Annotated in this window: 17 protein-coding genes; 6 read left to right on the forward strand and 11 right to left on the reverse strand. The window is 74.0% G+C overall.

Annotated elements, in window-relative coordinates; genetic code table 11:
* Nucleotides 1-124 precede the first annotated feature (124 nt).
* The 5 genes from Aiant_RS14820 to Aiant_RS14840 form a co-directional block, all read right to left on the reverse strand.
* On the reverse strand, nucleotides 125-880 hold the full coding sequence (locus Aiant_RS14820; RefSeq protein WP_229831476.1) for a regulatory protein RecX: 756 nt from the start codon (nucleotides 878-880) through the stop codon (nucleotides 125-127).
* 380 nt (nucleotides 881-1,260) lie between these two features.
* Nucleotides 1,261-2,307, reverse strand: coding sequence for a recombinase RecA (gene recA / locus Aiant_RS14825; RefSeq protein WP_185037384.1), 1,047 nt, complete (start codon nucleotides 2,305-2,307; stop codon nucleotides 1,261-1,263).
* Between the two features lie 177 nt (nucleotides 2,308-2,484).
* A complete protein-coding gene (locus tag Aiant_RS14830; RefSeq protein WP_189336773.1) occupies nucleotides 2,485-2,685 on the reverse strand; it encodes a DUF3046 domain-containing protein in 201 nt (66 codons plus the stop codon).
* 112 nt (nucleotides 2,686-2,797) lie between these two features.
* On the reverse strand, nucleotides 2,798-3,463 hold the full coding sequence (locus Aiant_RS14835; protein ID WP_189336774.1) for a UdgX family uracil-DNA binding protein: 666 nt from the start codon (nucleotides 3,461-3,463) through the stop codon (nucleotides 2,798-2,800).
* 66 nt (nucleotides 3,464-3,529) lie between these two features.
* Nucleotides 3,530-4,873 (reverse strand): aminotransferase class I/II-fold pyridoxal phosphate-dependent enzyme, encoded by a 1,344-nt coding sequence (locus Aiant_RS14840; protein ID WP_189336775.1) that lies wholly within the window; start codon nucleotides 4,871-4,873, stop codon nucleotides 3,530-3,532.
* 64 nt (nucleotides 4,874-4,937) lie between these two features.
* On the opposite strand from Aiant_RS14840, the gene Aiant_RS14845 reads away from it, so the two are divergent.
* Together Aiant_RS14845 and leuE are read left to right on the forward strand one after the other, a co-directional pair.
* Nucleotides 4,938-6,179: a bifunctional pyridoxamine 5'-phosphate oxidase family protein/GNAT family N-acetyltransferase gene (locus tag Aiant_RS14845; protein ID WP_189336810.1), complete on the forward strand. Its 1,242-nt coding sequence runs from the start codon at nucleotides 4,938-4,940 to the stop codon at nucleotides 6,177-6,179.
* Nucleotides 6,180-6,197: 18 nt separating this feature from the next.
* Nucleotides 6,198-6,848: a leucine efflux protein LeuE gene (gene leuE, locus Aiant_RS14850; protein ID WP_189336776.1), complete on the forward strand. Its 651-nt coding sequence runs from the start codon at nucleotides 6,198-6,200 to the stop codon at nucleotides 6,846-6,848.
* Here leuE and Aiant_RS14855 read toward each other — a convergent pair whose 3' ends face one another.
* Entirely contained in the window at nucleotides 6,849-8,927 is a 2,079-nt protein-coding gene (locus Aiant_RS14855; RefSeq protein WP_245006656.1) for a serine/threonine-protein kinase, read from the reverse strand. It abuts the gene before it with no gap.
* Between the two features lie 175 nt (nucleotides 8,928-9,102).
* Between Aiant_RS14855 and Aiant_RS14860 the strand changes: the two genes are divergently transcribed.
* Entirely contained in the window at nucleotides 9,103-13,833 is a 4,731-nt protein-coding gene (locus Aiant_RS14860; protein ID WP_189336778.1) for an Lhr family helicase, read from the forward strand.
* 65 nt (nucleotides 13,834-13,898) lie between these two features.
* Here Aiant_RS14860 and Aiant_RS14865 read toward each other — a convergent pair whose 3' ends face one another.
* Nucleotides 13,899-14,825, reverse strand: a complete 927-nt coding sequence (locus Aiant_RS14865; protein ID WP_189336779.1) for an LLM class F420-dependent oxidoreductase — start codon at nucleotides 14,823-14,825, stop codon at nucleotides 13,899-13,901.
* Between the two features lie 74 nt (nucleotides 14,826-14,899).
* Here Aiant_RS14865 and Aiant_RS14870 point away from each other — a divergent pair, with 74 nt between their 5' ends.
* Nucleotides 14,900-15,691: an SAM hydrolase/SAM-dependent halogenase family protein gene (locus Aiant_RS14870; RefSeq protein WP_189336780.1), complete on the forward strand. Its 792-nt coding sequence runs from the start codon at nucleotides 14,900-14,902 to the stop codon at nucleotides 15,689-15,691.
* Here Aiant_RS14870 and Aiant_RS14875 read toward each other — a convergent pair.
* Complete coding sequence (locus tag Aiant_RS14875; RefSeq protein WP_189336781.1) at nucleotides 15,688-16,353, reverse strand: hemerythrin domain-containing protein; 666 nt, start codon at nucleotides 16,351-16,353, stop codon at nucleotides 15,688-15,690. The genes Aiant_RS14870 and Aiant_RS14875 overlap by 4 nt on opposite strands.
* A 67-nt stretch (nucleotides 16,354-16,420) precedes the next feature.
* Between Aiant_RS14875 and Aiant_RS14880 the strand changes: the two genes are divergently transcribed.
* The gene (locus Aiant_RS14880; protein ID WP_189336782.1) at nucleotides 16,421-19,111 is read left to right on the forward strand and encodes an AfsR/SARP family transcriptional regulator; all 2,691 of its coding nucleotides are present in this window, start codon (nucleotides 16,421-16,423) and stop codon (nucleotides 19,109-19,111) included.
* 260 nt (nucleotides 19,112-19,371) lie between these two features.
* Nucleotides 19,372-20,193: a DNA-formamidopyrimidine glycosylase family protein gene (locus Aiant_RS14885; protein ID WP_189336783.1), complete on the forward strand. Its 822-nt coding sequence runs from the start codon at nucleotides 19,372-19,374 to the stop codon at nucleotides 20,191-20,193.
* Nucleotides 20,194-20,504: 311 nt separating this feature from the next.
* Here Aiant_RS14885 and pspM read toward each other — a convergent pair whose 3' ends face one another.
* From pspM to Aiant_RS14900, 3 genes are all read right to left on the reverse strand, one after another.
* Complete coding sequence (gene pspM / locus Aiant_RS14890; protein WP_189336784.1) at nucleotides 20,505-21,296, reverse strand: phage shock envelope stress response protein PspM; 792 nt, start codon at nucleotides 21,294-21,296, stop codon at nucleotides 20,505-20,507.
* 30 nt (nucleotides 21,297-21,326) lie between these two features.
* Nucleotides 21,327-22,190, reverse strand: a complete 864-nt coding sequence (locus Aiant_RS14895; protein WP_189336811.1) for a PspA/IM30 family protein — start codon at nucleotides 22,188-22,190, stop codon at nucleotides 21,327-21,329.
* A gap of 304 nt (nucleotides 22,191-22,494) precedes the next feature.
* Entirely contained in the window at nucleotides 22,495-22,893 is a 399-nt protein-coding gene (locus Aiant_RS14900; protein ID WP_189336785.1) for a helix-turn-helix domain-containing protein, read from the reverse strand.
* Nucleotides 22,894-23,017: the final 124 nt, after the last annotated feature.

The following is a 23,017-nucleotide window of genomic DNA, read 5'->3' on the forward strand; positions in this document are numbered from 1 at the left end:
TTTCCAGCGCGGCAACCCGGGGTCGGGGCTCCCCTCGCCGAGGCGTGACTGCGGCTCAGGTCGAGGTGTCGTTTGCCTGGTCGGCCAAGGCGTCCGCGTCCACGCCGTCGGCGAACTCGGCGGCTCAGGTCGAGGTGTCGTTTGCCTGGTCGGCCAAGGCGTCCGCGTCCACGCCGTCGGCGAACTCGGCGGCTTCCGCGTCGCGGGCGGCCAAGGCATCCTTGACGGCGCGGATGGCCACGCCGGCGGGGTAGCCCTTGCGGGCGAGCATCGCGACCAGCCGCCGGAAGACGGCCTCCGGCGTGCCGTTGGCCGTGCGCAGCTTGCGGTCGACCAGGGAACGGGCGGCCTCCGCCTCGGCCTCCTCGTCGACGGCCTCCAGGGCCTCGCTCGCCACCTCGGCGTCCACCCCGCGCTGCCGCAGCTCGTTGGCCAGGGCACGGCGAGCCAGGCCACGACCGTGATGCCGGCTGGACACCCACGCCCGGGCGAACGCCGCGTCGTCGATGATGCCGACCTCGTCATACCGGTCCAGGACCTCGGCGATGACCTCCTCGGAGATCTCTTTCCGGGCCAGGACCTTGGCCAGCTCGGCCCGGGTCCGCGGCCGAACCGCGAGCTGCCGCAGACAGATCTCCCGCGCCCGCTCGGACTCACTCTGCTGAGCCGCCGCCGACCGCCGTCCACCGGCACCGTCGTCGTCGCCGAACCCACCGCTCGAGCCACCCCGACCGGCCCGGCCCCCCGAATCGTCCCCGCCTTGCCGACCGGCCCGGCCACCCGGGCGGTCCGAGGCTTCCCAGCCGGCCCGGCCACCCGACCGGTCCCCGCTTTCGCGACCGGCCCGGCCAGCCGGAGGGTCCGAGGCTTCCCAGCCCAGCCGGTCCCCGCTTTCGCGACCAGCCCGGCCACCCGGACGGTCCGAGGCTCCCCAGTCGGCGGAGTTGCCTCGGCCGGCGGGGCGGGCCGTGGATCCCCGGGCGCCGGTGGCGCCCGGATGCCGTTCGTCGGGTGGGTCGGTCGGGCCGTCGGGATCAGGAGCGTCCGACGGGGCTTCGCTGGAGGAGCCGAAGGTCTGCCAGAGGCCCTCGTCGGACTCGGGGTGACGGCGTGCGTAACCGGCCCGGCGGCTGCCGCGGCGAGCGGGGCGGCTGCCCGGGGTGTCGTCGTCCGGTCCGTCGGTGCCGGTCCGGGGCGGGATGGCATCCCATCCGCGCCCGGACCGGGCACCACGTCGTCCGGCCATGGCGGCTTACCGGATCAGAAGTCGACCGGCGGCAGCTCGGGGCCACCGGCGGCGTCCCCGGTGGTCTGACCGACGCCGAGTTTCTCCAGGATCTTCTTCTCGATCTCGGCGGCGACGTCCGGGTTCTCCTTGAGGAACTCGCGCGCCTTCTCCTTGCCCTGGCCGAGCTGGTCGCCGTCATACGTGTACCAGGCGCCGGACTTGCGGATGATGCTCTGCTCGACACCGACGTCGATCAGCGAGCCCTCGCGGGAGATGCCCTTGCCGTACATGATGTCGAACTCGGCCTGCTTGAACGGGGCCGCGACCTTGTTCTTCACCACCTTGACCCGGGTGCGGTTACCGACGACGTCGGTGCCGTCCTTCAGGCTCTCGATGCGGCGCACGTCGAGCCGGACCGACGCGTAGAACTTCAGCGCGCGACCACCGGTCGTGGTCTCCGGCGAGCCGAACATGACGCCGATCTTCTCGCGGAGCTGGTTGATGAAGATCGCGGTGGTGCCGGTGTTGTTGAGGACACCGGTGATCTTGCGGAGGGCCTGGCTCATCAGGCGGGCCTGGAGGCCGACGTGGCTGTCGCCCATCTCGCCCTCGATCTCGGCGCGCGGCACCAGGGCGGCCACCGAGTCGATGACGATGATGTCCAGCGCGCCGGAGCGGATCAGCATGTCCGCGATCTCCAGCGCCTGCTCGCCGGTGTCCGGCTGGGACACCAGCAGCGCGTCGGTGTCGACGCCCAGCGCCCGGGCGTACTCCGGGTCGAGGGCGTGCTCGGCGTCGATGAAGGCGGCGACGCCGCCGGCTTTCTGCGCGTTGGCCACCGCGTGCAGTGCGACGGTGGTCTTACCGCTGGACTCGGGGCCGTAGACCTCGATGACCCGGCCGCGCGGCAGGCCGCCGACGCCGAGGGCCACGTCCAGCGCGATGGAGCTGGTCGGGATGACAGCGGTCTGCACGACCGGCCGCTCCCCGAGCCGCATCACGGAGCCCTTGCCGAACTGCTTGTCGATCTGTGCCAGCGCCAGTTCGAGCGCCTTTTCCCGGTCCGGTGCTGCCACCATTGCTGTCACCCCTGTATTGGACTTCGCGTTCTTCGCCACGGCCGACACGGTATGCGGTGGGTATGACAAAAATCCTCCGCCCTACCAAGGGCTGTGGATAGCCGAGCCGCTGTGGACAATAGCCGAACACTTGTACGACATCGAGCGACACGCCAGAACAAGCGTACGAAAAATGGCTCAGTGCAGCTGAGAGGGCACCCGATCGGGGTACGTGGCCACCACGGCGCGCCAGATGGTAGCCGTGTCGACACCCTGCGCGATCGCCTGGTCGATGGTCCGGCCGCCCAGGGCCGCGAAGGCGTGGTCGGCCGCGATGCTGCGGGCGTACGCCGCCCCGAACGCCTGCTCCAAGCGTCCCCAGAAGTCCGTCAATCGCACGTCACGAGGGTACCCACGCGGCATCGGAACGATCCCTCCGCGAAGCGGCGACGGCGGACGGAAATCGCTTTGTGACGTGCGGCACGGGCGGTGGGCGTACCGAAGAGAACTGTCAGGCCGCGATCGCCGCGGCCGCAACCTTCAGGTCGTCCACCAGGCCCTGATAGGCGACCTCACGGTTGTCCGCGCGCAGCACGGCCGAGGGGTGGATGGTGGCCAGCGCGCGGATCTCGGCGACCGGGAAGTCCTCCGGGTGCTCGGCCGAGGCCGGCCAGGGCATCAACTGCCCGCGGGACCGGGTGACCCGGAACGACGGGCCCAGCAGCGCCTTGCCCGCGGTCGCCCCGAGCAGCACCACCAGCTCCGGTTGCAGCAGCGCGAACTCGGCGACCAGCCAGGGCCGGCAGGCGGTGATGTGCGCCGGGCCGGGCGTCTGGTGGATCCGGCGGGACCCGCGCATCTCGAAACGGAAGTGCTTCACCGAGTTCGTGATGTAGAGGTCGGCCGGATCGATGCCGGCGTCGTCCACGGCGTCGCGCAGCAGCCGGCCGGCTGGACCGACGAACGGCAGGCCTTTCTGGTCCTCGACGTCGCCGGGCTGCTCGCCGACGAAGACGACTCGGGCGTGCGGGGCGCCCCGGCCGAAGACCGTCTGGGTGGCGTTCTCGTGGAGATCGCAGCCCTGGCACCCGGCAGCGGCCTGCTTGAGCTCGTCGATGCTGTGCGGCTGCGCCGGCACCCACTGCTGCGCGCCCGGCGGCACCTCAGTCCCTGGCATGCCTACGTTGTACCCGTGGGCACGGCCGTCACGCGGACCGGGGCCACTCTCCCGGGGGACACGCCCTCACCTCGCCACCCCGGCGGCACGGGGACGGGTCGCGGACACCACCGCCGCGGCGAGCACCGGCAGGTCCGGCTCGTCGAGTGTGCTGACGGTGATCCGGATGCCGGGCGGCGAGGCGACCCGGAACAGCGTGCCGGGCGCCACCGCATAACCCGCGTCGCGGAGCACGGCGACCGCGTGGGTCTCGTCGGGGACCGGGACCCAGACATTGATGCCGGTGTCACCGACGGCCGGGATCCCATACGCCCGGAGCGCGTCACGCAGCGCCGTGCGGCGCACCCCGTAGGACCGGGCGGCGGCCGTGACCAGCGCGGTGACCTCGGGATCGCGCCAGAGGTGGAGCAGCAGTCGCTGCGCCAGGGTGGAGACCCAGCCCATGCCGATCCGCATCCGGCCGGTGACCCGGGCGACCGAGATCTCGTCGCCGGCCAGCACGGCGATGCGCAGATCCGGCCCGAAGGGCTTGGAGGCGGAGCGGATGAACGCCCACCACCGGGTCACCGGGCCGACGCAGTGCGGTGGCTGCTCGGCCAGCTCGGCGGCGTGGTCGTCCTCCATCAGCAGCACCTCGGGGTGGGCGGCGAGCAGCTCGCGCAGGGTGCCGGCGCGAGCGGCGCTGACCGCGGCGCCGGTCGGATTCTGCGCGCGCACGGTGATCACAACGGCGCGCGCCCCGGCCCGCAGGGCGGTGGCGAGCGACTCCGGGTCGGGGCCCTCCTCGTCCATCGCGACCGGAAGTGGCCGCATGCCGAGGGCGGCGATCAGATCCAGCAGGTTGGCCCAGCCCGGGTCCTCGACGGCGACCGCGTCGCCCGGCCTGAGGTGGGCGACCAGCAGGCGCTCGATCGAGTCGAGCGTGCCGGCGGTGACGGCGATCGCCGCGTCCTCGACCGGGACGCCCTGGGCGAGCAGGCGCGGGCGTGCCGCCTCGATCAGCTCCGGCATGGTCACCGCCGAGGTGTAGCCCTGCGGCGGGCCGACCCGCTCGGCGACCGCCCGCAACGCCGGGCCGAGCGGCGGCAGGAACTCGAGGTCGGGCTCGCCGGTGGAGAGATCCCGGAGACCGGCCGGCACCGGGAGCCGCAGCGCGGATCGGGAGAGGGCCACCGGGGGACGGGACCGGATCCGGGTGCCGCGCCGGCCCTCGGTCTCGACCACGCCCCGCTGCCGCAGCTCCTGATATGCCTTCGCCACCGTGGCGGGGCTGACGTGCAGCGCCCCGGCGAGGATCCGCACCGGCGGCAGCGCCGCGCCGAAGTCCCAGTCGCCCCGCATCACGCCGGCCTCGATGCTCGCGGAAATCGCGGCGGCGGTCTCACCGGTGACCTGATATTGTTCTGCCACAGCGTCGATTCTGTACTAGTACAGGATCATGCGCAACCCGAAAGGCGCCACCGGGGAGGCCCTGATGACCGACGTCTACACCACGACCGACCGCACCACCGCGACCCGCACCCGCCACCGCATGCACTACGACCGGGACAAGGCGCACGCCGTCCTCGACGAGGCGTTCGACTGCGCGGTGGCGTTCGTGGTGGACGGCGAGCCCCGCCTGCTGCCCACCCTGCACGTCCGGGTCGGCGAGACGCTCTACCTGCACGGTTCCACCGGCGGCCGGATGGCGCTGGCGGCCCGGGCCGACGGCGTCCCGGTCTGCGTGAGCGTGACCCTGCTCGACGGTCTGGTCTTCGGACGCTCCCAGTTCCACCACAGCGCCAACTACCGCTCGGTGGTCGCCCACGGCGTCGCCCGGCCGGTCACCGACCCCGCGGAGAAGGCGGAGGCCATGCACGCCCTGGTGGAGAAGGTGGGCGTCAGCCGGGCCGCAGACAGCCGGCCACCGACCCGACAGGAGATGGCGCAGACCAGCGTGCTGGCGCTGCCGCTGGTCGAGGTGTCGGTCCGGATCCGGGAGGGCGGGGTGCTGGACGCTCCGGAGGATCTCGGCCTGCCGCACTGGGCCGGGGTGCTGCCGCTGCGCCGGGTCGCCGGCCCGCCGGAGACCGACGCCGGCGTCCCGGTCCCGCCGCCGGCCTACCTGCCGGGCCGCACGTCGGCCGAGTGGCAGACCCCGGTCCTGCTCGAGGGCCGGCACGTCCGGCTGGAGCCGCTCGCCCCGTCGCACGCCGAGGGCATGTTCGAGGCGCTGGACGACGAGGAGGTCTGGCGGCACATCCCGCTGCCGCGTCCGCGCACCGTGGCGGACATGGCCGCGGACATCGCCGAGGTGATCCGCGGGCAGTGGCGCGGCGACCGGTCCGGGTGGGCCCAGGTGGACCCGATCTCCGGCGCCGTGATGGGGATGACGACGTATCACGACGTCGATCCCGACCGGCGCTCGGTCGGGATCGGGCACACCATGCTGGGCCGCAAGTGGTGGCGGACCGGGGTGAACACCGAGGCGAAGCTGCTGCTGCTGGAGCGGGCGTTCGACGTGCTCGGCGCGGCCAAGGTGTTCTGGTACACGGACATTCGCAACGAGCGTTCCCAGGCCGCGATCGCCCGGCTCGGGGCCAGCCGGGACGGGGTGATCCGGCGGCAGCGGTTGCGGCCCGACGGCACCTGGCGCGACACCGTACTGTTCGCGCTGACGGCGGACGAGTGGCCGGCCGCGGCGCAACGCCTGCGGGACCGCCTGGCCGCCGGATGATCGTGGAAAGGGTCGACCATGCTGGGGATCACTGACTTCTGGACCTACGTGCTCGGCGTGGTGGCCATCATCCTGCTCCCCGGGCCGAATTCGATCTTCGTGCTCTCGGTCGGCGCCCGGCGGGGCGTGCGCGCCGGTTACCAGGCGGCGTTCGGCGTCTTCCTGGGCGACGCGGTGCTCATGGTGCTGTCGGCGACCGGGGTGTCCTCGCTGCTGGGGACGTACCCACCACTGTTCCTGGTGCTGAAGTACGCGGGCGCCGGCTACCTCGCCTGGGTCGGGGTGAACATCCTCCGCGGCGCCTGGGGACGCTGGCGCAGCCGGGGCGAGCTCGCCGCGACGGTCGAGGAGACGCCGGCCGAGATGCGGCGGCCGTTCCGCCGGGCCGCGGTGATCAGCCTGCTGAACCCGAAGGCGATCCTGTTCTTCGTCTCGTTCTTCATCCAGTTCGTCCAGCCGGGGTATCCGCATCCCGCGCTGTCGTTCGTGGTGCTCGGGGCGGTGGTGCAGTTCTTCAGCGCGCTGTACCTGACGGCGCTGATCTTCGGAGGCCGGTTCCTGGCCGGGCAGTTCCAGCGGCGGCGCCGGCTGGCCGCCGGCGCGGCGACCGGGGTGGGCGCGCTGTTCGTCGGCTTCAGCATCAAGCTCGCCACGGCCGGCATCAGTTGATCAGCCGCGGCGAGCCGCGGTGGAGCCGGCGGCGGTGTCGGCGTAAAAGGTGCCCCGCACCATCTGGATCCTGCTGAACTCGGTGGCCCAGTCGACGTCCGGGGTGGACCAGCCGAGGGCGTAGGCGTGCCCGCCGGCCGCGAACCAGCGGGTGGTGGCCCGGCGGAGCACGCCCGCCTCGCCGCGGTATCGGTAATCCCAGTCGGCGGCCTTGTGCAGCAGCGTGACCGGGGTGATCGCGATCAGGGCATAATCCCGGACCCGGCCGCTCAGCCGCAGCCGCCGGTCCTCGGCCCGGCAGCCCTTGACCGGGTCGGTCCGGGTCGTACGACCCACGTCCAGGCTCAGCACCCGGGCCGTGCGCGGGTCGCGGAAACAGTAGGTGCTGCCCATCCGCTGGTACGTCCAGCCGTCCGGGACCGGCAGGTGGAAACCGGTCCCGTCGGTGAAGTAGGACCACCCGGCCTGGAGGGTCCAGCCGTTGACGCCACGAGCCGCCCCCTTCTGCGGGGCGACCGGCACGCCGGCGGGCGGCGGCGCGTCACAGACGATCGGCGAGAAACCACCGGGCCGGGACACCGCCGGCATCACCGGCGAGGCCCGGGACGAGGACGGGGCCACCGCCGGCGGGCGGACCACCTCCGGCACCGAGGCGCTGCGCCGGACCAGGTGGACGCCGAGCAGGGTCCCGCCGAGCACCGCGGCCAGCAGCAGGACCGCGATCGCCAGACGGGTCCGGGCACGGCCCGGCCCCGGCGGCCGCACGACCCATCGGGGGGACGGCCCGTGGTCGGCGATCAGGCGGCCGGAGAGCGGCCGTCGCTGGGCCGGGATCGGCCGGGCCGGCGCCTGGTTGCCGCGCCGCAGCGACCGGCTGGCCGCGGGGGCGCCGGCGGCGGCCGGTGAGCGGTTCGGGCGGGGCCGGGAGGAGTCCGGATCGGCCGGGGGACGGTTGTCGTCGAAGCCGCCGCGCGGGGTGGCGACATGGCCGCGGCCCGCGGGGACCGGTTCGTCGTCGGTGGTGAAGGTGCCCTCGATGTAGCCGGGGTTCGTGGCCGATCCGGCCTGCGGCCAGGGCGTCGCGTCCGGGTCCGGGTCCGCGCCGCCGCCGGACGGCCAATGCCCGGACGGGTGCCACCACCCGCCGGAGTCCTCGGTGTCCCCGTCCTCGTCGCCGCCCTTGTCCTCGCCCACGACGGCCGGGACCGGCGCGGTGTTGATCAGCTCGGCCAGGTTCGGGGTGTCCTCCTCCTCCGCCATCGGTGGCGGCGGTGGGACGGTGCCGGTGGCCGCGGGGCCGCGTCGCTGCGCGGGTACGACCGGCTCGGCGTCCTCGATGATCAGCCGGAGTTGCCGCTCCGCCTCCTCCGCGGTCAGGCGCGCCCGCGGTTCGTACCGGAGAAGGCCCTCCAGGACCGGGCCGAGCGGACCGGCGCGGGCCGGCGCGTCCGGAGGCTCGGTGGCCAGCGCGGCGAGCGTCGCCATCGCGCTGTCCCGGGCATAAGGCGACTGGCCCTCGACCGTCGCGTACAGGGTCGCGCCGAACGACCACAGGTCCGACTCCACGGTGGAGGCGCCGTCGCGGGCGCGTTCCGGCGACACGTACTGCGGTGAGCCGACGATCAGGCCGGGCGTGGTGACCAGGCCGTCGTCGACGAAGGTGGCCAGGCCGAAATCGGTCAGCAGCACGCGGCCGTCGGAGCCGATCAGCACGTTGTGCGGCTTCACGTCGCGGTGCAGCACGCCGGCTCGGTGCGCGGCGGTCAGCGCGTCCAGCACGGCCAGGCCGATCCGGGCGGCCTCGACCGGCGGGTACGGCCCCTTGGTCAGGAGCACCTGGTAGAGCGAGCGGGAGGCGACGTACTCCATGACGATCCAGGACAGGCCCTCGGCGTGGATCACGTCGTAGACCCGGACCACGTGCGGATGCGTCAGCCGGGCCGCGCTGCGGGCCTCGCGCAGGGTCCGGTTGTGCAGCCGGTCCTTCTCCGCGTCGGTCATCCAGTCCGGCGGGACGATCTCCTTGATCGCGACGTCCCGGTCCAGCATCTGATCCCGGGCCAGCCAGACCCGTCCCATCCCACCTGCGCCGACCGGTTCCAGAAGACGGTACCGGCCGGCGACGAGCATCTGCCTGACCGCCATCGGCACCCACCCATCACGTCGGCTATCAGGATAATCATGGACAGAGCGCCCAGGGAACGACGATCACCCGGGCCCCGCGCGCGGGTTTTTGTCGTACCCCCGGGGAAGGATGGATGGCGTGCGAGAGGTGCTCGAGAGTTTCGGTCCGGCCACCAGGGCGTGGTTCACGGCCGCGTTCGCCGTGCCCACCGCCGCCCAGGACGGGGCGTGGCGGGCGATCGGCGCCGGCCGGCACGCGCTCGTGGTCGCGCCCACCGGTTCCGGCAAGACGCTGGCCGCCTTCCTCTGGTCGCTCGACCGGCTGGCCCGCGAGCCGGCGCCCGAGGAGGTCCGGCGGCGCTGCCGGGTGCTTTACGTGAGCCCGCTGAAGGCGCTGGCCGTCGACGTCGAGCGCAACCTGCGGGCGCCGCTGACCGGCATCCGGCAGGCGGCGGGCCGGCTCGGCCTGCCACCGCCGGAGATCACCGTGGGCATGCGGACCGGGGACACTCCCGCCGACGAGCGGCGCGGGTTCGCCCGCACCCCGCCGGACATCCTGATCACCACGCCGGAGTCGCTGTTCCTGCTGCTCACCTCGGCGGCGCGGGAGTCGCTGCGGGGTGTCGAGACGGTGATCATCGACGAGGTGCACGCGGTCGCGGCCACCAAGCGGGGGGCGCACCTGGCGCTCTCCCTGGAGCGGCTGGACGCGCTGCTGGAGCGGCCGGCGCAGCGGATCGGGCTGTCCGCGACGGTGCGGCCGATCGAGGAGACGGCGCGGTTCCTCGGCGGGGCACAGCCCGTCGAGATCGTCCGGCCGCCGAGCGCCAAGACGATCGAGGTGTCGGTCGAGGTGCCGGTGGAGGACATGACCCGGCTCGACGAGGCGCCGGCCGACGACGATCTGGAGGGCGGGCGGCACACGCCGTCGATCTGGCCGGCGGTCGAGGAGCGGGTGCTCGACCTGATCGAGGGGCATCGGTCGACGATCGTCTTCACCAACTCGCGGCGGGGGGCGGAGCGGCTGTGCGCCCGGCTCAACGAGTTGGCGGCGGAGCGGGCCGAGCTGGCCCGGGTCAACGAGCAGGCCGCGGAGCTGGGGCAGCCGGTCTGGCGCGGCGATGCGGCGGGCGCGGGACAGGAGGAGCCCGGCGACTCGGGCTTCCGGCGTACCCAAAAAGGCGGAGACCCGGCGGCGATCGGCGATCTGCTGGCCGGCGGACCGCCGGGGTTCGCCCGGCGAGCGGCCGGGACACGGGCGAACGGCGACGGCGGCATGCCGGCCGCGATCATGGCGCAGTCCGGGGCGGCTTCGGGGGCGCCGGCGGTGATCGCGCGGGCGCACCACGGCAGCGTCTCGCGGGAGGAGCGCAAGCAGATCGAGGAGGCGCTGAAGTCCGGGCGGCTGCCGGCCGTGGTCGCCACCTCCAGCCTGGAGCTGGGCATCGACATGGGCGCGGTCGATCTGGTGGTGCAGATCGAGGCGCCGCCCACGGTCGCGGCCGGGCTCCAGCGGATCGGCCGGGCCGGGCACCAGGTCGGCGCGGTCTCGCGCGGGGTGGTCTTCCCCAAGCATCGCGGTGACCTGCTCTCCTGCGCGGTGGTCGCGGAGCGGATGGCCGACGGCGCGATCGAGGAGCTGCGCTACCCGCGGAATCCGCTCGACGTGCTGGCCCAGCACGTGGTGGCGATGGTGGCGCTGGATCCCTGGCCGGTCGACGAGCTGGCCGCGCTGGTCCGGCGGGCCGCGCCGTTCGGCGAGTTGCCGGAGTCGGCGCTGCACGCGGTGCTGGACATGTTGTCCGGGCGCTACCCGTCGACCGCCTTCGCCGAGCTGCGGCCCCGGCTCGTCTGGGACCGTGGCACCGACCTGCTGACCGGCCGGCCGGGTGCGCAGCGGCTGGCCGTGACCAGCGGCGGCACCATCCCGGACCGGGGCATGTTCGGCGTGTTCCTGGCCGGCGCCGAGCGTGCCTCCCGGGTCGGTGAGCTGGACGAGGAGATGGTCTACGAGTCGCGGGTCGGTGACGTCTTCCTGCTCGGCTCGACCTCGTGGCGGATCGAGGACATCACTCCGGACCGGGTGCTGGTCTCCCCCGCGCCGGGCGCGCCGGCCCGGATGCCGTTCTGGAAAGGCGACTCCCCCGGCCGGCCGATCGAGCTGGGCCGGGCGATCGGTGCCCGGCTGCGCGCGCTGGCCAAGGCCGGTGACGAGCAGGCCGTCGCCGCGTTGCGCGCCTCCGGCCTGGACGAGTGGGCCGCCGGCAACCTGGTGAGTTACCTGCGCGAGCAGCGCGAGTCGACCCGGCACCTGCCCGACGACCGGACGATCGTGGTGGAGAAGTTCCGCGACGAGCTCGGCGACTGGCGGATGACCGTGCACTGCGTGCTCGGCGCCCGGGTGAACGCGCCGTGGGCGCTGGCGATCGCCCGCCGGCTCAGCGAGCGCTACGGCGTGGACGGGCAGGTGATGCCCTCCGACGACGGCATCGTGGTGCGCCTGCCGGACACCGCGGACGAGCCGCCCGGCGCCGACCTGGTCGCCTTCGACCCGGAGGAGATCGCCCAGCTGGTCGAGGAGTCGGTGGGCACGTCGGCGCTGTTCGCCTCCCGGTTCCGGGAGTGCGCGGCCCGGTCGCTGCTGCTGCCCCGCCGCGACCCGCGCCGCCGGCAGCCGCTCTGGCAGCAGCGGCAGCGCTCGGCGCAGCTGCTCGACGTGGCCCGCGAGTTCGCCGACTTCCCGGTCACCCTGGAGGCGGCGCGCGAGTGCCTCCAGGACGTCTTCGACGTCCCCGGCCTGGCCGGCCTGATGCGGGAGATCTCCGGGCGCAAGGTTCGCCTGGTCGAGGCGGAGACCCAGCGCCCCTCCCCGTTCGCCCGTTCGCTGCTCTTCGGCTACGTGGGCGCTTTTCTGTACGAAGGGGACGCTCCCCTGGCCGAGCGCCGCGCCGCCGCGCTGGCCCTGGACGCCACCCTGCTCGGCGAGCTGCTCGGCCGGGTCGACCTGCGGGAGCTGCTCGACCCGGCGGTGGTGACCGAGACCGAGGCGCAGCTGCAATGGCGTACCACGCAGCGCACCCCGCGCGACGCCGAGGACGCCGCCGAGCTGCTCCGGCTGCTCGGTGACCTCTCCGCCGCCGAGCTGGCCGAGCGCGGCGTGCCGGAGGACTGGGCGCGGACACTGGAGTCGGCCCGCCGGGCGATCCGGGTGCGGGTGGCCGGCGAGGAGCGCTGGATCGGCATCGACGACGCGGGGCGCTATCGCGACGCGCTCGGCGTGGCGTTGCCGGTCGGCGTGCCGGAGGCGTACCTGGAGCCGGTCACCGATCCGCTCGGTGACCTGGTCGCCCGCTACGCGCGCACGCACGGGCCGTTCCTGGCGGCGACCTGCGCCGCCCGGTTCGGGCTGGGCGTCTTCGTGGTGGAGCAGGCGCTCAAGCGGCTGAGCGCGACCGGACGGGTCAGCTCGGGCGAGTTCTCCCCGGACGGCGCCGGCACCGAGTGGTGCGACGCCGAGGTGCTGCGCATGCTGCGCCGGCGGTCGCTGGCCGCGCTGCGCCGGGAGATCGAGCCGGTCCCGCCGCGGGTGCTGGCCGCGTTCCTGCCCCGGTGGCACCAGGTGGGCGGCAACGCCCGCGGGGTGGACGCCCTGGCCGCCACGATCGAGCAGGTCCAGGGCGTGGCGGTGCCGGCCTCGGCGTGGGAGCGGCTGGTGCTGCCGGCCCGGGTGGCCGACTTCACGCCGCCGCAGCTCGACGAGTTGTGTGCCAGTGGTGAGGTGCTGTGGGCCGGGTCCGGTTCGATCGCGGGCGGCGACGGGTGGGTGACGCTGGCGTACGCGGACAGCGCTCCCCTGCTGCTGCCCCCGCCGGACGAGGAGTTCGCGCTGACCCCGGCACATCAGGCGGTGCTGGACGCGCTCGACGGCGGCCAGGCGCTGTTCTTCCGGTCGCTCTCCGACCGGATCGGTGCGACCGACGACACCGAGCTGGCCGCGGTCGTGTGGGACCTGGTCTGGGCCGGGCATCTGACCAACGACACGTTCGCCCCGCTGCGGGCGCTGCTCGGCGGGGCCGGCGCGCACCGGGCGAAAGCCGCACCGGCGCGCACGCGGTACCGGCGACCGGGACGCCCGACCATGCCGTCCCGGACCGGTCCGCTGCACATGGCCGGCCGCTGGTCCCGGCTGCCGGAGCGGGACCTGGACCCGACCCGGCGGGCCGCGGCGCTCGCCGACCTGCTGCTGGAGCGGCACGGGGTGGTGACCCGCGGGGCGGTGCTGGCGGAAGGCGTGACCGGGGGCTTCGCCGCGGTCTATCCGGTGCTCAGCGCGCTGGAGGAGCGCGGGGCGGCGCGGCGTGGCTATTTCGTGGAGGGGCTCGGCGCGGCGCAGTTCGCGGTGCCCGGGGCGGTGGATCGGTTGCGGGCTCTGGCCGAGCCGGCTGAGCTGGCCAAACGAACCGGGGCGGGTGCGCTGGTGCTGGCCGCGGCGGATCCCGCCAATCCGTACGGGGCGGCGCTGCCGTGGCCGGAACGGATCGTGGACAGCGGGGACGGGGAGCCGGTCGCCAAGGCCGGGCACCGGGCCGGGCGCAAGGCCGGGGCACTGGTCGTGCTGGTCGGCGGGGAGCTGGTGCTCTACGTGGAGCGGGGCGGGCGGACGCTGCTGTCGTTCGCGGACGATGCGGAGGCGCTGACCGCGGCCGGGCAGGCGCTGGCGGGCTCGGTGCGGTCCGGTGCGCTGGGGGCGATGTCGGTGGAGCGGGCGGACGGTGAGTCGGTGCACGCTTCGCCGTTGCGGGAGGCGCTGACGGCGGCGGGGTTCCGGGCCACACCGCGGGGTCTGCGACTGCGGGGGTGAAACGGGTCCCGGGGCGAGGTGGGCCGGCAGCGGCCGCCGCTGGGGGGCGGCCGCTGGCCGGGCGGTCAGAGCTGGGGCAGGACGTCCGAGGCGACCAGATTCACGTGATCGATGTCGGACAGGTCGAGGGCCTGGAGGAAGAGCCGCGACGCGCCCGTCTCGGCATACCGGCCGATCGTCTCGACCACCTCCGCGGGCGTTCCGACGATGCCGCCGTTCTCCCGCATCTCCTCGACCTCGCGCCCGATCGCCGCGGCCCGGCGGCGCACCTCGGCATCGTCGCGACCCACGCAGAGCACCGCCGCCGCGGAGAACGCCGGCGGCTCGGCGCGACCGACGGCCTCGCTGGCGGCGCGGACCCGCGCGAACTGGGCCGAGATGTCCTCGATCTTGGAGAACGGGACGTTGAACTCGGCGGCGAACCGGGCCGCCAGGTCCGGCGTGCGCTTCTTGCCCTTGCCGCCGACGATCACCGGGATCGGCGACTGCACCGGTTTCGGCAGCGCCGGCGAGTCGCTGACCTGGTAGAACTTCCCGTCGAAGTCGAAGGTCGAGCCGACCGGGGTCTGCCACAGCCCGGTGATGATCTCGAGCTGCTCCTCCAGCCGGTCGAAGCGCTCACCGACCGCCGGGAACGGGATGCCGTAAGCCTTGTGCTCGGCGTCGAACCAGCCGCCGCCGAGGCCGAACTCGATCCGCCCGCCGCTCATCGCGTCCACCTGCGCGACCGCGACGGCCAGCGGCCCGGGCAGCCGGAACGTCGCCGAGCTGACCAGCGTGCCGAGCCGGATCCGGGAGGTCTGCACGGCCAGCGCGGCCAGGGTGATCCAGGCGTCCGTGGGGCCGGGCAGGCCGGACACGTCGCCCATCTTGAGGTAATGGTCGGAACGGAAGAACCCGTCGAAACCGCCGTCCTCGGCGGCCTTGGCGACCCGCAGCAGGTCATCGTGGCTGGCACCCTGCTGGGGTTCGGTGAAGATCACGAGACGCATGCGATCAACCCTGCCAGATCGGCGCGGCGCGCCCGGTCCGCATCCGGAGACGACTGGCAGTAACGTTGGCCACCATGGGCGGCTATGGATGGGTCAGCTTCACCACCGATTACGGCACCTTCGACGGCTTCGTCGCGGCCTGCCACGGCTCGATCGCCCGGATCGCGCCGGACCTCCGGGTGATCGACGTCACGCACCACGTGCCGCCTGCCGACGTGACCCGGGGCGCGGCCGTGCTGGCCCAGACCGCGCCGTACCTGCCACCCGCGGTGCATCTGGCGGTGGTCGACCCGGGCGTCGGCACGGCCCGCCGCGGCGTCGTCCTGAGCACGCCGAACGGGCTGCTCGTCGGCCCGGACAACGGCCTGCTGATCTGGGCGGCCGAGGCGCTGGGCGGGATCACCGCGGCTCACGAGCTGAGCAACAAGGACTGGCTGCTGGGCGACGTGTCGCGCACCTTCCACGGGCGGGACGTGTTCGCCCCGGCCGCGGCCCGGCTGGCGGCCGGAGCGGATCCGGCCGAGGCCGGCCCGGCGGTCGACCCGGCCTCGCTGGTCCGCCTGCCCGACCCGGTGGCCGCGGTCGGCGACGGCTGGCTCGAGGCCGAGGTGCTGACCGTGGACCGTTTCGGCAACGTGCAGCTGGCCGCCGACGGCACGATGCTCACCGGTCTCGGGCCGGAGCTGATGGTCAACGGCACGGTCCGGGCCCGCCGGGGCGGCACGTTCGCCGACGTGAACGCCGGTGAGCTGCTGGTGTACGCGGACTCCGCGGACCGGGTGGCGATCGCCGTCAACAACGGCCGCGCCGTGGTCGTCCTGTCCGTCGTCCCCGGCGACGTGGTCCGGATCGCCGAACGCCGCTAGACCCCGCGGATCCGCTCGCACGCGTTGCGGTACGTCCGGTCGCCGAACAACCGCCAGATCACCCGCACAGGCGCCGGCATCACGGCGAGAAATCGCTCCTTCTCGGCGGGCGTGGCCTCCTCGAAGATCGCCCCGAGGAAGACCAGCGCCAGTTTCCCCTTGGGGAGCGCCTCCTGCCCGCGCCGCCCCAGCGCGTCCCACTCGGCGTGCGTGAGGAACCGGGGCACCAGTGGCAGCAACTGCTGCTCCTCGTCGGCGAGGTGCTCGTCGAGCGCCACCGACGCCTGCGCGATCACCGCGGCCAGTTCCTCCCGGTCGGCCACCGCGGCCCGGGCCCGCCAGCGGGGGTTGAGCTCCTCGATCCGGGCCAGCGGCTCGTGCAGGCGCTCGTGCTGCGCCTCCATCCGGTGGATGAGGCCGGCGTGCATCCCGGCCCGCTCCAGCAGCAGCGGCCAGAGCAGCTCGTCCTCGCCGGTGTGATGGTGGTGCAGGGCGGTGGCCACGTTGGCCAGGTGGTCGCCGACGATCTCGGCGCGGACGGTGTCGCCGGCCGGCACCGCCCGGACCAGGCCGGGCAGCAGCCGGAACTCGCGGCGGAAGACCCGGTGCACCAGCACCATCTCCCAGGTGTCGACCGGTTCGGTCGTCGTCACGGTAGTCATGGCTCACACCGTGCCCGGGTCGGCTTGCAGACTGCCTGCAAGCGCCCTGCACCCCTATGCTCGACCGGTGTTGATCGCCCGCGTGCTCGGCCCGACCGAGGTCGAGGCGGACGGCGCGCCGATCGATCTCGGCGGACCGCTGCCGCGCCGCCTGGTGACCGCGCTGGTCGCCGCCGACGGGCGGGCACTCAGCGACGACACGCTGGCCGAGGCGCTCTGGTCGGGCGCGCCGCCGGCCAGCCCGGCGGTCTCGCTCCAGGCCTACGTCTCCCGGCTGCGCCGGTCGCTCGGCCCGGCCCGGGAGGCCTTGCAACGGGCCGGCGGCGGATACCGGCTCGTGGTCGACGGGACCGATGCGGATCAGTTCGCGGCGGCGGCCGAGCGGGGCCGGGCGTTGCTCGCCGAGGAGCGGCCGGCCGAGGCACTGCGCGCCTTCGACGCGGCCCTGGCCCGGTGGCGCGGCGAGGCCTTCGCCGACCTGCCGGAGTTCGCGGCTCCGGCCCGCGCCCGGCTCGCCGAGCTGCGCGCGGTCACGGTCGAGGAGCGGCTGGCGGCCCGGATCGCGGCCGGCGACTCCCCCGGCGCGGTGGGCGAGCTGGAGCTCGCGGTCCACGCCGAGCCCTACCGGGAACGCCGCTGGGAACTGCTCGGGCTGGCGCTGTACCGTACCGGCCGCCAGGCGGACGCGCTCGCCACACTCCGCCGGGTCCGCGCCCTGCTCGCCGACGACCTCGGCATCGACCCGGGTCCGGCCCTCCAGCAGCTGGAGAGCCGCCTGCTCGCCCAGGACCCGAGGTTGCTGCTGCCCACGCCGCCGGCGCCCGCGGTCCGTCCGCTCTCCGCGTTCCTCGGCCGGACCGCCGAGCTGGCCGCGCTCCGCGAGCTGGACGGCACCGCACGACTGGTCACTCTGGTCGGCCCGGGCGGCGCCGGCAAGACCCGGCTGGCGATCGAGCACGCCGAGGCCCCGTGGTTCGTGCGGCTGGCCGACGTCCGTGCCGCCGCGTCGGTGGCGCCCGCCGTGGCCGTCGTGGTCGGGGTGCGCGGCTCCACGCCGGACGCGATCGCGACCGCCCTGGCCGACCGCCCCGGCCTGCTCCTGCTGGACAACTGCGAGCACCTCACCGCGCCGGTCGCCGATCTGGTGCTGCACCTGCTCACCCGGTGTCCCCGGCTGCGGGTGCTGGCCACCAGCCGGGAGCCGCTCGGGGTGGACGGCGAGCGCCTGGTTCCGGTCGCCCCGCTCCCGCCCGGCGACGCGGTCGCCCTGCTCACCGACCGGGTCACGGCGATCCGCCCGGGCTGGCGGCCGACCGCTGCCGAGGCCACCGACCTGCACCGGATCGCGACCGCGCTGGACGGCATCCCGCTCGCCCTGGAGCTCGCCGCCGCCCGGGCCCGGGTGCTCAGCCTGACCGAGCTGGCCGAGCTGCTGGTCCGGGAGAAGCTCGCGCTCGGCGAGGTGGCCCGCGGCGCGCTCGCCCCGCATCAGACGCTGGAGGCGGCGATCGCCTGGAGCGTCGACCTGCTCCCGCCCGCCGACCGGGCGCTGCTGCTGCGGCTCTGGCCGTTCGAGGGCGGTTTCCCGCTGACCGCGGCGGGCGCCGATCTGGACGCGCTGTCCGGGCTGGTGGCCCGCTCGGTGGTGGTCGCCGAGACCGGAGTGACGCCGACCCGGTACCGGCTGCTGGAGATCATCCGGGCGTACTGCCGGGGCCGTGACCCGGATCCGGCGGGCAGCCGGGACGCGCACGCGCGCTGGGTGCGGGACCTGGTCGAGCACTGGACGCCGGCGCTGAGCGGGCCCCGCTCGGCGCACGCCATCCGGATCCTGAACCGGGAACTGCCGAACCTGCGGGCCGCCATCGAGCACCAGCTGACCGCCGCGCCCGCCGACGCGTTGCGCATCGCCGGGCTGCTGGAGTGGTTCTGGTATCGCGGCGGTCACGTCGCCGAGGGCCTCCGGCTCCTCGGCGCGGCGCTGGCCGGCGCCCCGGACGCGCCGGCGGCGGACCGGGCCCGTGCCTGGGCCGGGGTGGGGACGCTGCGTTTCATCGCCGGTGATCTGCACGGAGCGCACCAGGCGCTGGAGACGGTCTACCGGGTGCTGCTGCCGCCCGCCGACCGGGAGAGCCGCATCCTGCACGCCCAGGCGCTCTACTACGACTCGCTGTTCCACGGCGCGACCGGCGACTTCGCCACCGCGGCCGACCGGGCCCGGGAGTCGATGGCCGCGGCCCGGGACTACGGCGAGGAGTGGATGGTCCCGACCGGGCTGGGCTGCCTGGGCAACGCGCTCGCCGGGCTCGGCCGGCTCGACGAGGGCCGCCGGGTGCTGACCGAGGCGATCGCCGCGACCACCGCGCTCGGCCAGGGCTGGGCCGCCGCACTGGGCGAACTCGGTCTCGCCCGGGCGACGCTGCCCACGGACCCGCACACCGCGCTGGCCGCGGTCCGCCGGGCGATCCGGGAGTTCCGCACCCAGGACGACATCAACAACGTGCTCACCGCGCTGCACACGGCCAGCCAGGCGCTCGCTCTGGCCGGTCGGCCGCGGGACGGCGCCACGCTGCTCGCCGCGGTCCGCCGGCACGCCCAGCGCCGGGGGCTGGACCTGGACCAGGCCAACCCGGCCGTCGCCGCGGGCCTGCGGGAGGTGTTCGCCGGGGTGGATCTGGACGCGGCGGGGCCGGCACTCGACGAGGAGGCGATGATCGCGATCCTCGACACCGATCAAGATCATCATTTACGCAGGTAGGCGGGGGTTCGGATCGCATGCTCCCGCGCGGGCCGGGCACGGAGATCTGGCCGCTGGCGCGTCCAGGACGATCTCCGCGCCCTTCACGGTCCGTGGGTGGTTCCGGAGATCAAAATCCGGTGCTCCGCACCTGCCGCGTATGGCTGATACAGATCAGGGCCGTCGAGGTTGGGCTGAGGCCGGGCGTCCTGGGCTGTTGGAGATCAGGCCCGGCGGGGATGAGCTGTTAGAGATCAGGGCCGGCGGGGCACGATGGAACCATGCCGGAAGGGGACACCGTCTGGAACACCGCGCGGGTGGTGGAGCGTGCGCTCACCGGCGAGGTGCTGACCGGCTCCGACTTCCGGGTGCCCCGGCTGGCCACGACCGACCTGACCGGCTGGACCGTCGCCGAGTCCGCGAGCCGCGGCAAGCACCTCCTGCTCCGCCTCACCCGCGACGGGGAGAAGCCGCTCACCCTGCATTCGCACCTGCGGATGGACGGGGCATGGCGGACCTACGCGCCCGGCGAGCGATGGAGCGGCCGGCCCGCGCACCTGATCCGGGTGGTGCTGCGGACCGCGCGGTCGGTCGCCGTCGGGTATCACCTGCACGACCTGACACTGGTCCCCACCGAGCAGGAGGAGCAGTTGGTCGGGCATCTGGGACCGGACCTGCTCGGCGCCGACTGGGATCCGGGCGAGGCCACACGCCGGATCGCCGCCCACCCGGACGTCACCATCGCCGACGCGCTGCTCGACCAGCGGAACCTGGCCGGGGTCGGCAACCTCTACAAGGCGGAGACGCTCTTCCTCCGCGGGCTCTGGCCGTGGACCCGGGTGGCCGACGTCCCCGACCTCACCGCGACCGTGGAGCTGGCGCAGCGCCTGGTCGCCTCCAACCGGGGCCGCTGGACCCAGACCACCACCGGCTCGTTACGGCGCGGCGAGACGAATTACGTCTACGGCCGGCGCGCCCAGCCCTGCCGCCGCTGCGGGACCCCGGTCCGAAAGGTCGAACGCGACCCGACCCGTGCCCGCGCCGAAGTGGAGGACCGGATCACCTACTGGTGTCCCCGCTGCCAGCCCGAACCGGCCGCCTGAGGGCACCCCGCACCGCCAGGAGACCGCAAGCGTGGCGGCCGCCGCCCGGAGAACAACGCCCGGCAGGAAACGGAAACAGGCAGAGCGACGCCGCCGGGGGTGAGCCAGAGGTCGAGCGAGTCGACGCCGATCAGGCAGCCGGGTCAGCGGCCCGCCGGGTCGGCCGGAGGACAAGCGAGCCGACACCGATCAGGCAGCCGAGTCAGCCGCCCACCAGGGGTCGGCCGGAGGACAAGCGAGCCGACACCGATCAGGCAGCCGAGTCAGCCGCCCACCAGGGGTCGGCCGAAGGTCAAGCGAGCCGACGCCGATCAAGCAGCCGGGTCGGTGGCCTGGCGTGGTGGGACGGAGGTGAAGCGGGCCGTCTGGTCGCGCAGCTCGGCCAGCCCCTCGGCGATCCCGCGCAACCGCTCGGTCGCCTCGACCAGGCTGAAATAGGCCGGGTGCCGGGTATCGGTCATCGGCTGGCCGTCCTCGGCCACATAGCCCGCGGCGGCCGCGACCAGTTCCTCGAAGGCGGTGACGCCCTCGGTGAACTGCTCGACCAGCGCGGCGTGCGACTGCTCCAGGGCGGCCCGCCGGTCGGGCTGACCGAGCGGGATGGCACGCTCCACACTGGCCACCCGCTGGCCGAGGTCGCGCAGCCACTGCTCGGCGGTGGCCGCCTCCAGCGCCGCGGTCTCCCCGGCGCCGCTGAGCCGGCCAGCCAGCCCGGTCATCGTGGCCGAGGCCCGCTCCAGCCGGTCCCACGCGGTCACGATCACCGAGCCGCGCAGGGCGTAGCGATTCTTCTGCCGGCGGACCTCGTGGAGCACCGTGCGACCCACCTCGGAGCGCTCCAGCGCCTTGGCGAACCGCGGGACGGGCAGGGCCGGCGCCGGGGTGGGCTGCGCGTCCAGCTCCCGGTAGTCCCGCCAGCGCCAGCGGGCCAGGACCACCGAGGCGCCCGCCCCGGCGGCCCAGACCGCGTCCGCGATGCCGAGACCCGAATACGGCACGAGCACGACCGTGGCCGCGGCCAGTCCGCCGCCCAGAACGCTCCACCGGCGCGCTGACCCGCGCAGCCGGTTCAGCCGGCGCAGGTACCTACCGCGTTCGTCCACGTCGCGTCTCCCGCCGCTGGTCGAAGGGGATCAGCCGGCGGCCGTGGTGTCGCCGCGCTTCTGGTTCATGCTGGCGCGGATCTCGTCGAGCCGGGCCACGCTGGCCGGGTCGGCGGCCGGCGTCGCGGAACCCTGGCCGACGGCGGGCTGCGCCGGGCTGCCGCCCAGTTTCTCCCCCGCCATGCTGGCCCGGATCTGCTCCAGCCGGGACGCGCCCGCCAGGTCCAGACTGGACTTCTGCACCTCGAGCATGCGGCCCTCGACCGAGTTGGAGGCCAGCTCGGCGCGACCCATCGCGTTCGCATACCGCTGCTCGATCTTGTCGCGGACCTGGTCCAGCGACGGCGTGTTGCCGGGCGCCGCGAGCTCCGACATGGACTCCAGCGACTTGGCCACGGTCTCCTGCATCTTGGCCTGCTCGAGCTGGCTGAGCAGGCGGGACCGCTCGGCGATGCGCTGCTGGAGCACCATCGCGTTGTTCTCCACCGCCTTGCGGGCCTGGCCGGCGGCGGCGAGGGCCTGGTCGTGCAGGGTCTTCAGGTCCTCCATCGACTGCTCGCCGGAGACCAGCTGGGTGGCGAGCGTGGTCGCGGTCTGCTCGTACTTCTGGGCCTCGGCCTCGTCGCCGGCGGCGCGGGCCCGGTCGGCCAGCACCAGCGCCTGCCGCGCCATGCCCTGGAGTTTCTCGACCTCGGACATCTGCCGGGACAGCTTCATCTCGAGCTGCCGCTGGTTGCCGATGACGGCGGCAGCCTGCTGCACGAGCGCCTGGTGCTGTCGCTGGGCGTCCTCGATGGCCTGCTGAATCTGCACCTTCGGGTCGGCGTACTCGTCGATTTTCGCGCCGAAGAGCGCCATCATGTAATGCCAGCCCTTGACGAACGGGTTCGCCATCTCGCGGTATCCCCTCAATGTCGCTCGGTCGGACGCGTCGTTGCCGAGGCGCCGACGCGAAACCATCGTGTCAGCCCGACGCCAGCGGCGTCACGTGACCTACGGGGGATCTCAGGGTCTCCCCTGGCATCGAGCCTGAGAACGAGGCTACGCCCCGGAGGGGTACAGCCGCGAGGGCACACGGCCCGTCGGCGGCACCCATGACGGCACCGATGACGGAAAAGCCCGGAACCGACCGGCACACTGCGGTCGAATCCGGGCCATCGGCCGTCAGATCGTCACGTGATAACGGAACTGCGGCTGGTCATGCCGCGTAGACCACGTCACGTTTCTTGTTGCGGGTGGCGTGCAGGGTCGCCTTGAGCGGCGAGTCCTGGCGCACCGACACCGAGACGCTGCCGTCGGTGGCGACCTGCCGGGCGGCCTCGGCCGGCTGGTCGTCGACCGGGACGAGCACGCCCGCCATGTTCTCCGCCAGGGAGAGGGTGTTGCTCACCTCACCGAGCAGCTCGGAGAGACGGGCGCCGAGCGCGTCGCAGATGGCCGCGAGCAGCTCGCTGGAGGCCTCTTTCTGACCACGCTCGATCTCGGACAGATAACCCAGGCTGACGTTCGCGGCGGTCGACACCTCGCGCAGCGTGCGGTGCTGTCCCTGCCGGCGCGCGCGAAGTGCGTCGCCGATAACCCGGCGTAGCAGGACCATGGCACCTCCTCCTGCGGGCGGGGCCGCCGGCACACGCCGGAGGCTTCCCGCAACCGTACCTGCCGCGAGCGAGAGCGACATCCCGCCCCGCCGAATTCCTCGGCCGGCCGGCTCGCGGCACATG

Origin of the sequence: Actinoplanes ianthinogenes, assembly GCF_018324205.1 — a bacterium.
Taxonomy (GTDB): Bacteria; Actinomycetota; Actinomycetes; order Mycobacteriales; family Micromonosporaceae; genus Actinoplanes; species Actinoplanes ianthinogenes.

Bases quoted from the DNA above. Each gene is read 5' to 3' on its own strand.
- Aiant_RS14885 (WP_189336783.1), top strand. From the start codon at position 19,372: ATGCCGGAAGGGGACACCGTCTGGAACACCGCGCGGGTGGTGGAGCGT.
- Aiant_RS14895 (WP_189336811.1), bottom strand. From the start codon at position 22,190: ATGGCGAACCCGTTCGTCAAGGGCTGGCATTACATGATGGCGCTCTTC.
- recA (WP_185037384.1), bottom strand. From the start codon at position 2,307: ATGGTGGCAGCACCGGACCGGGAAAAGGCGCTCGAACTGGCGCTGGCA.
- leuE (WP_189336776.1), top strand. From the start codon at position 6,198: ATGCTGGGGATCACTGACTTCTGGACCTACGTGCTCGGCGTGGTGGCC.
- Aiant_RS14835 (WP_189336774.1), bottom strand. From the start codon at position 3,463: ATGCCAGGGACTGAGGTGCCGCCGGGCGCGCAGCAGTGGGTGCCGGCG.
- Aiant_RS14845 (WP_189336810.1), top strand. From the start codon at position 4,938: ATGACCGACGTCTACACCACGACCGACCGCACCACCGCGACCCGCACC.
- Aiant_RS14865 (WP_189336779.1), bottom strand. From the start codon at position 14,825: ATGCGTCTCGTGATCTTCACCGAACCCCAGCAGGGTGCCAGCCACGAT.
- Aiant_RS14870 (WP_189336780.1), top strand. From the start codon at position 14,900: ATGGGCGGCTATGGATGGGTCAGCTTCACCACCGATTACGGCACCTTC.
- Aiant_RS14900 (WP_189336785.1), bottom strand. From the start codon at position 22,893: ATGGTCCTGCTACGCCGGGTTATCGGCGACGCACTTCGCGCGCGCCGG.
- Aiant_RS14855 (WP_245006656.1), bottom strand. From the start codon at position 8,927: ATGGGACGGGTCTGGCTGGCCCGGGATCAGATGCTGGACCGGGACGTC.
- Aiant_RS14875 (WP_189336781.1), bottom strand. From the start codon at position 16,353: ATGACTACCGTGACGACGACCGAACCGGTCGACACCTGGGAGATGGTG.
- Aiant_RS14860 (WP_189336778.1), top strand. From the start codon at position 9,103: ATGGATGGCGTGCGAGAGGTGCTCGAGAGTTTCGGTCCGGCCACCAGG.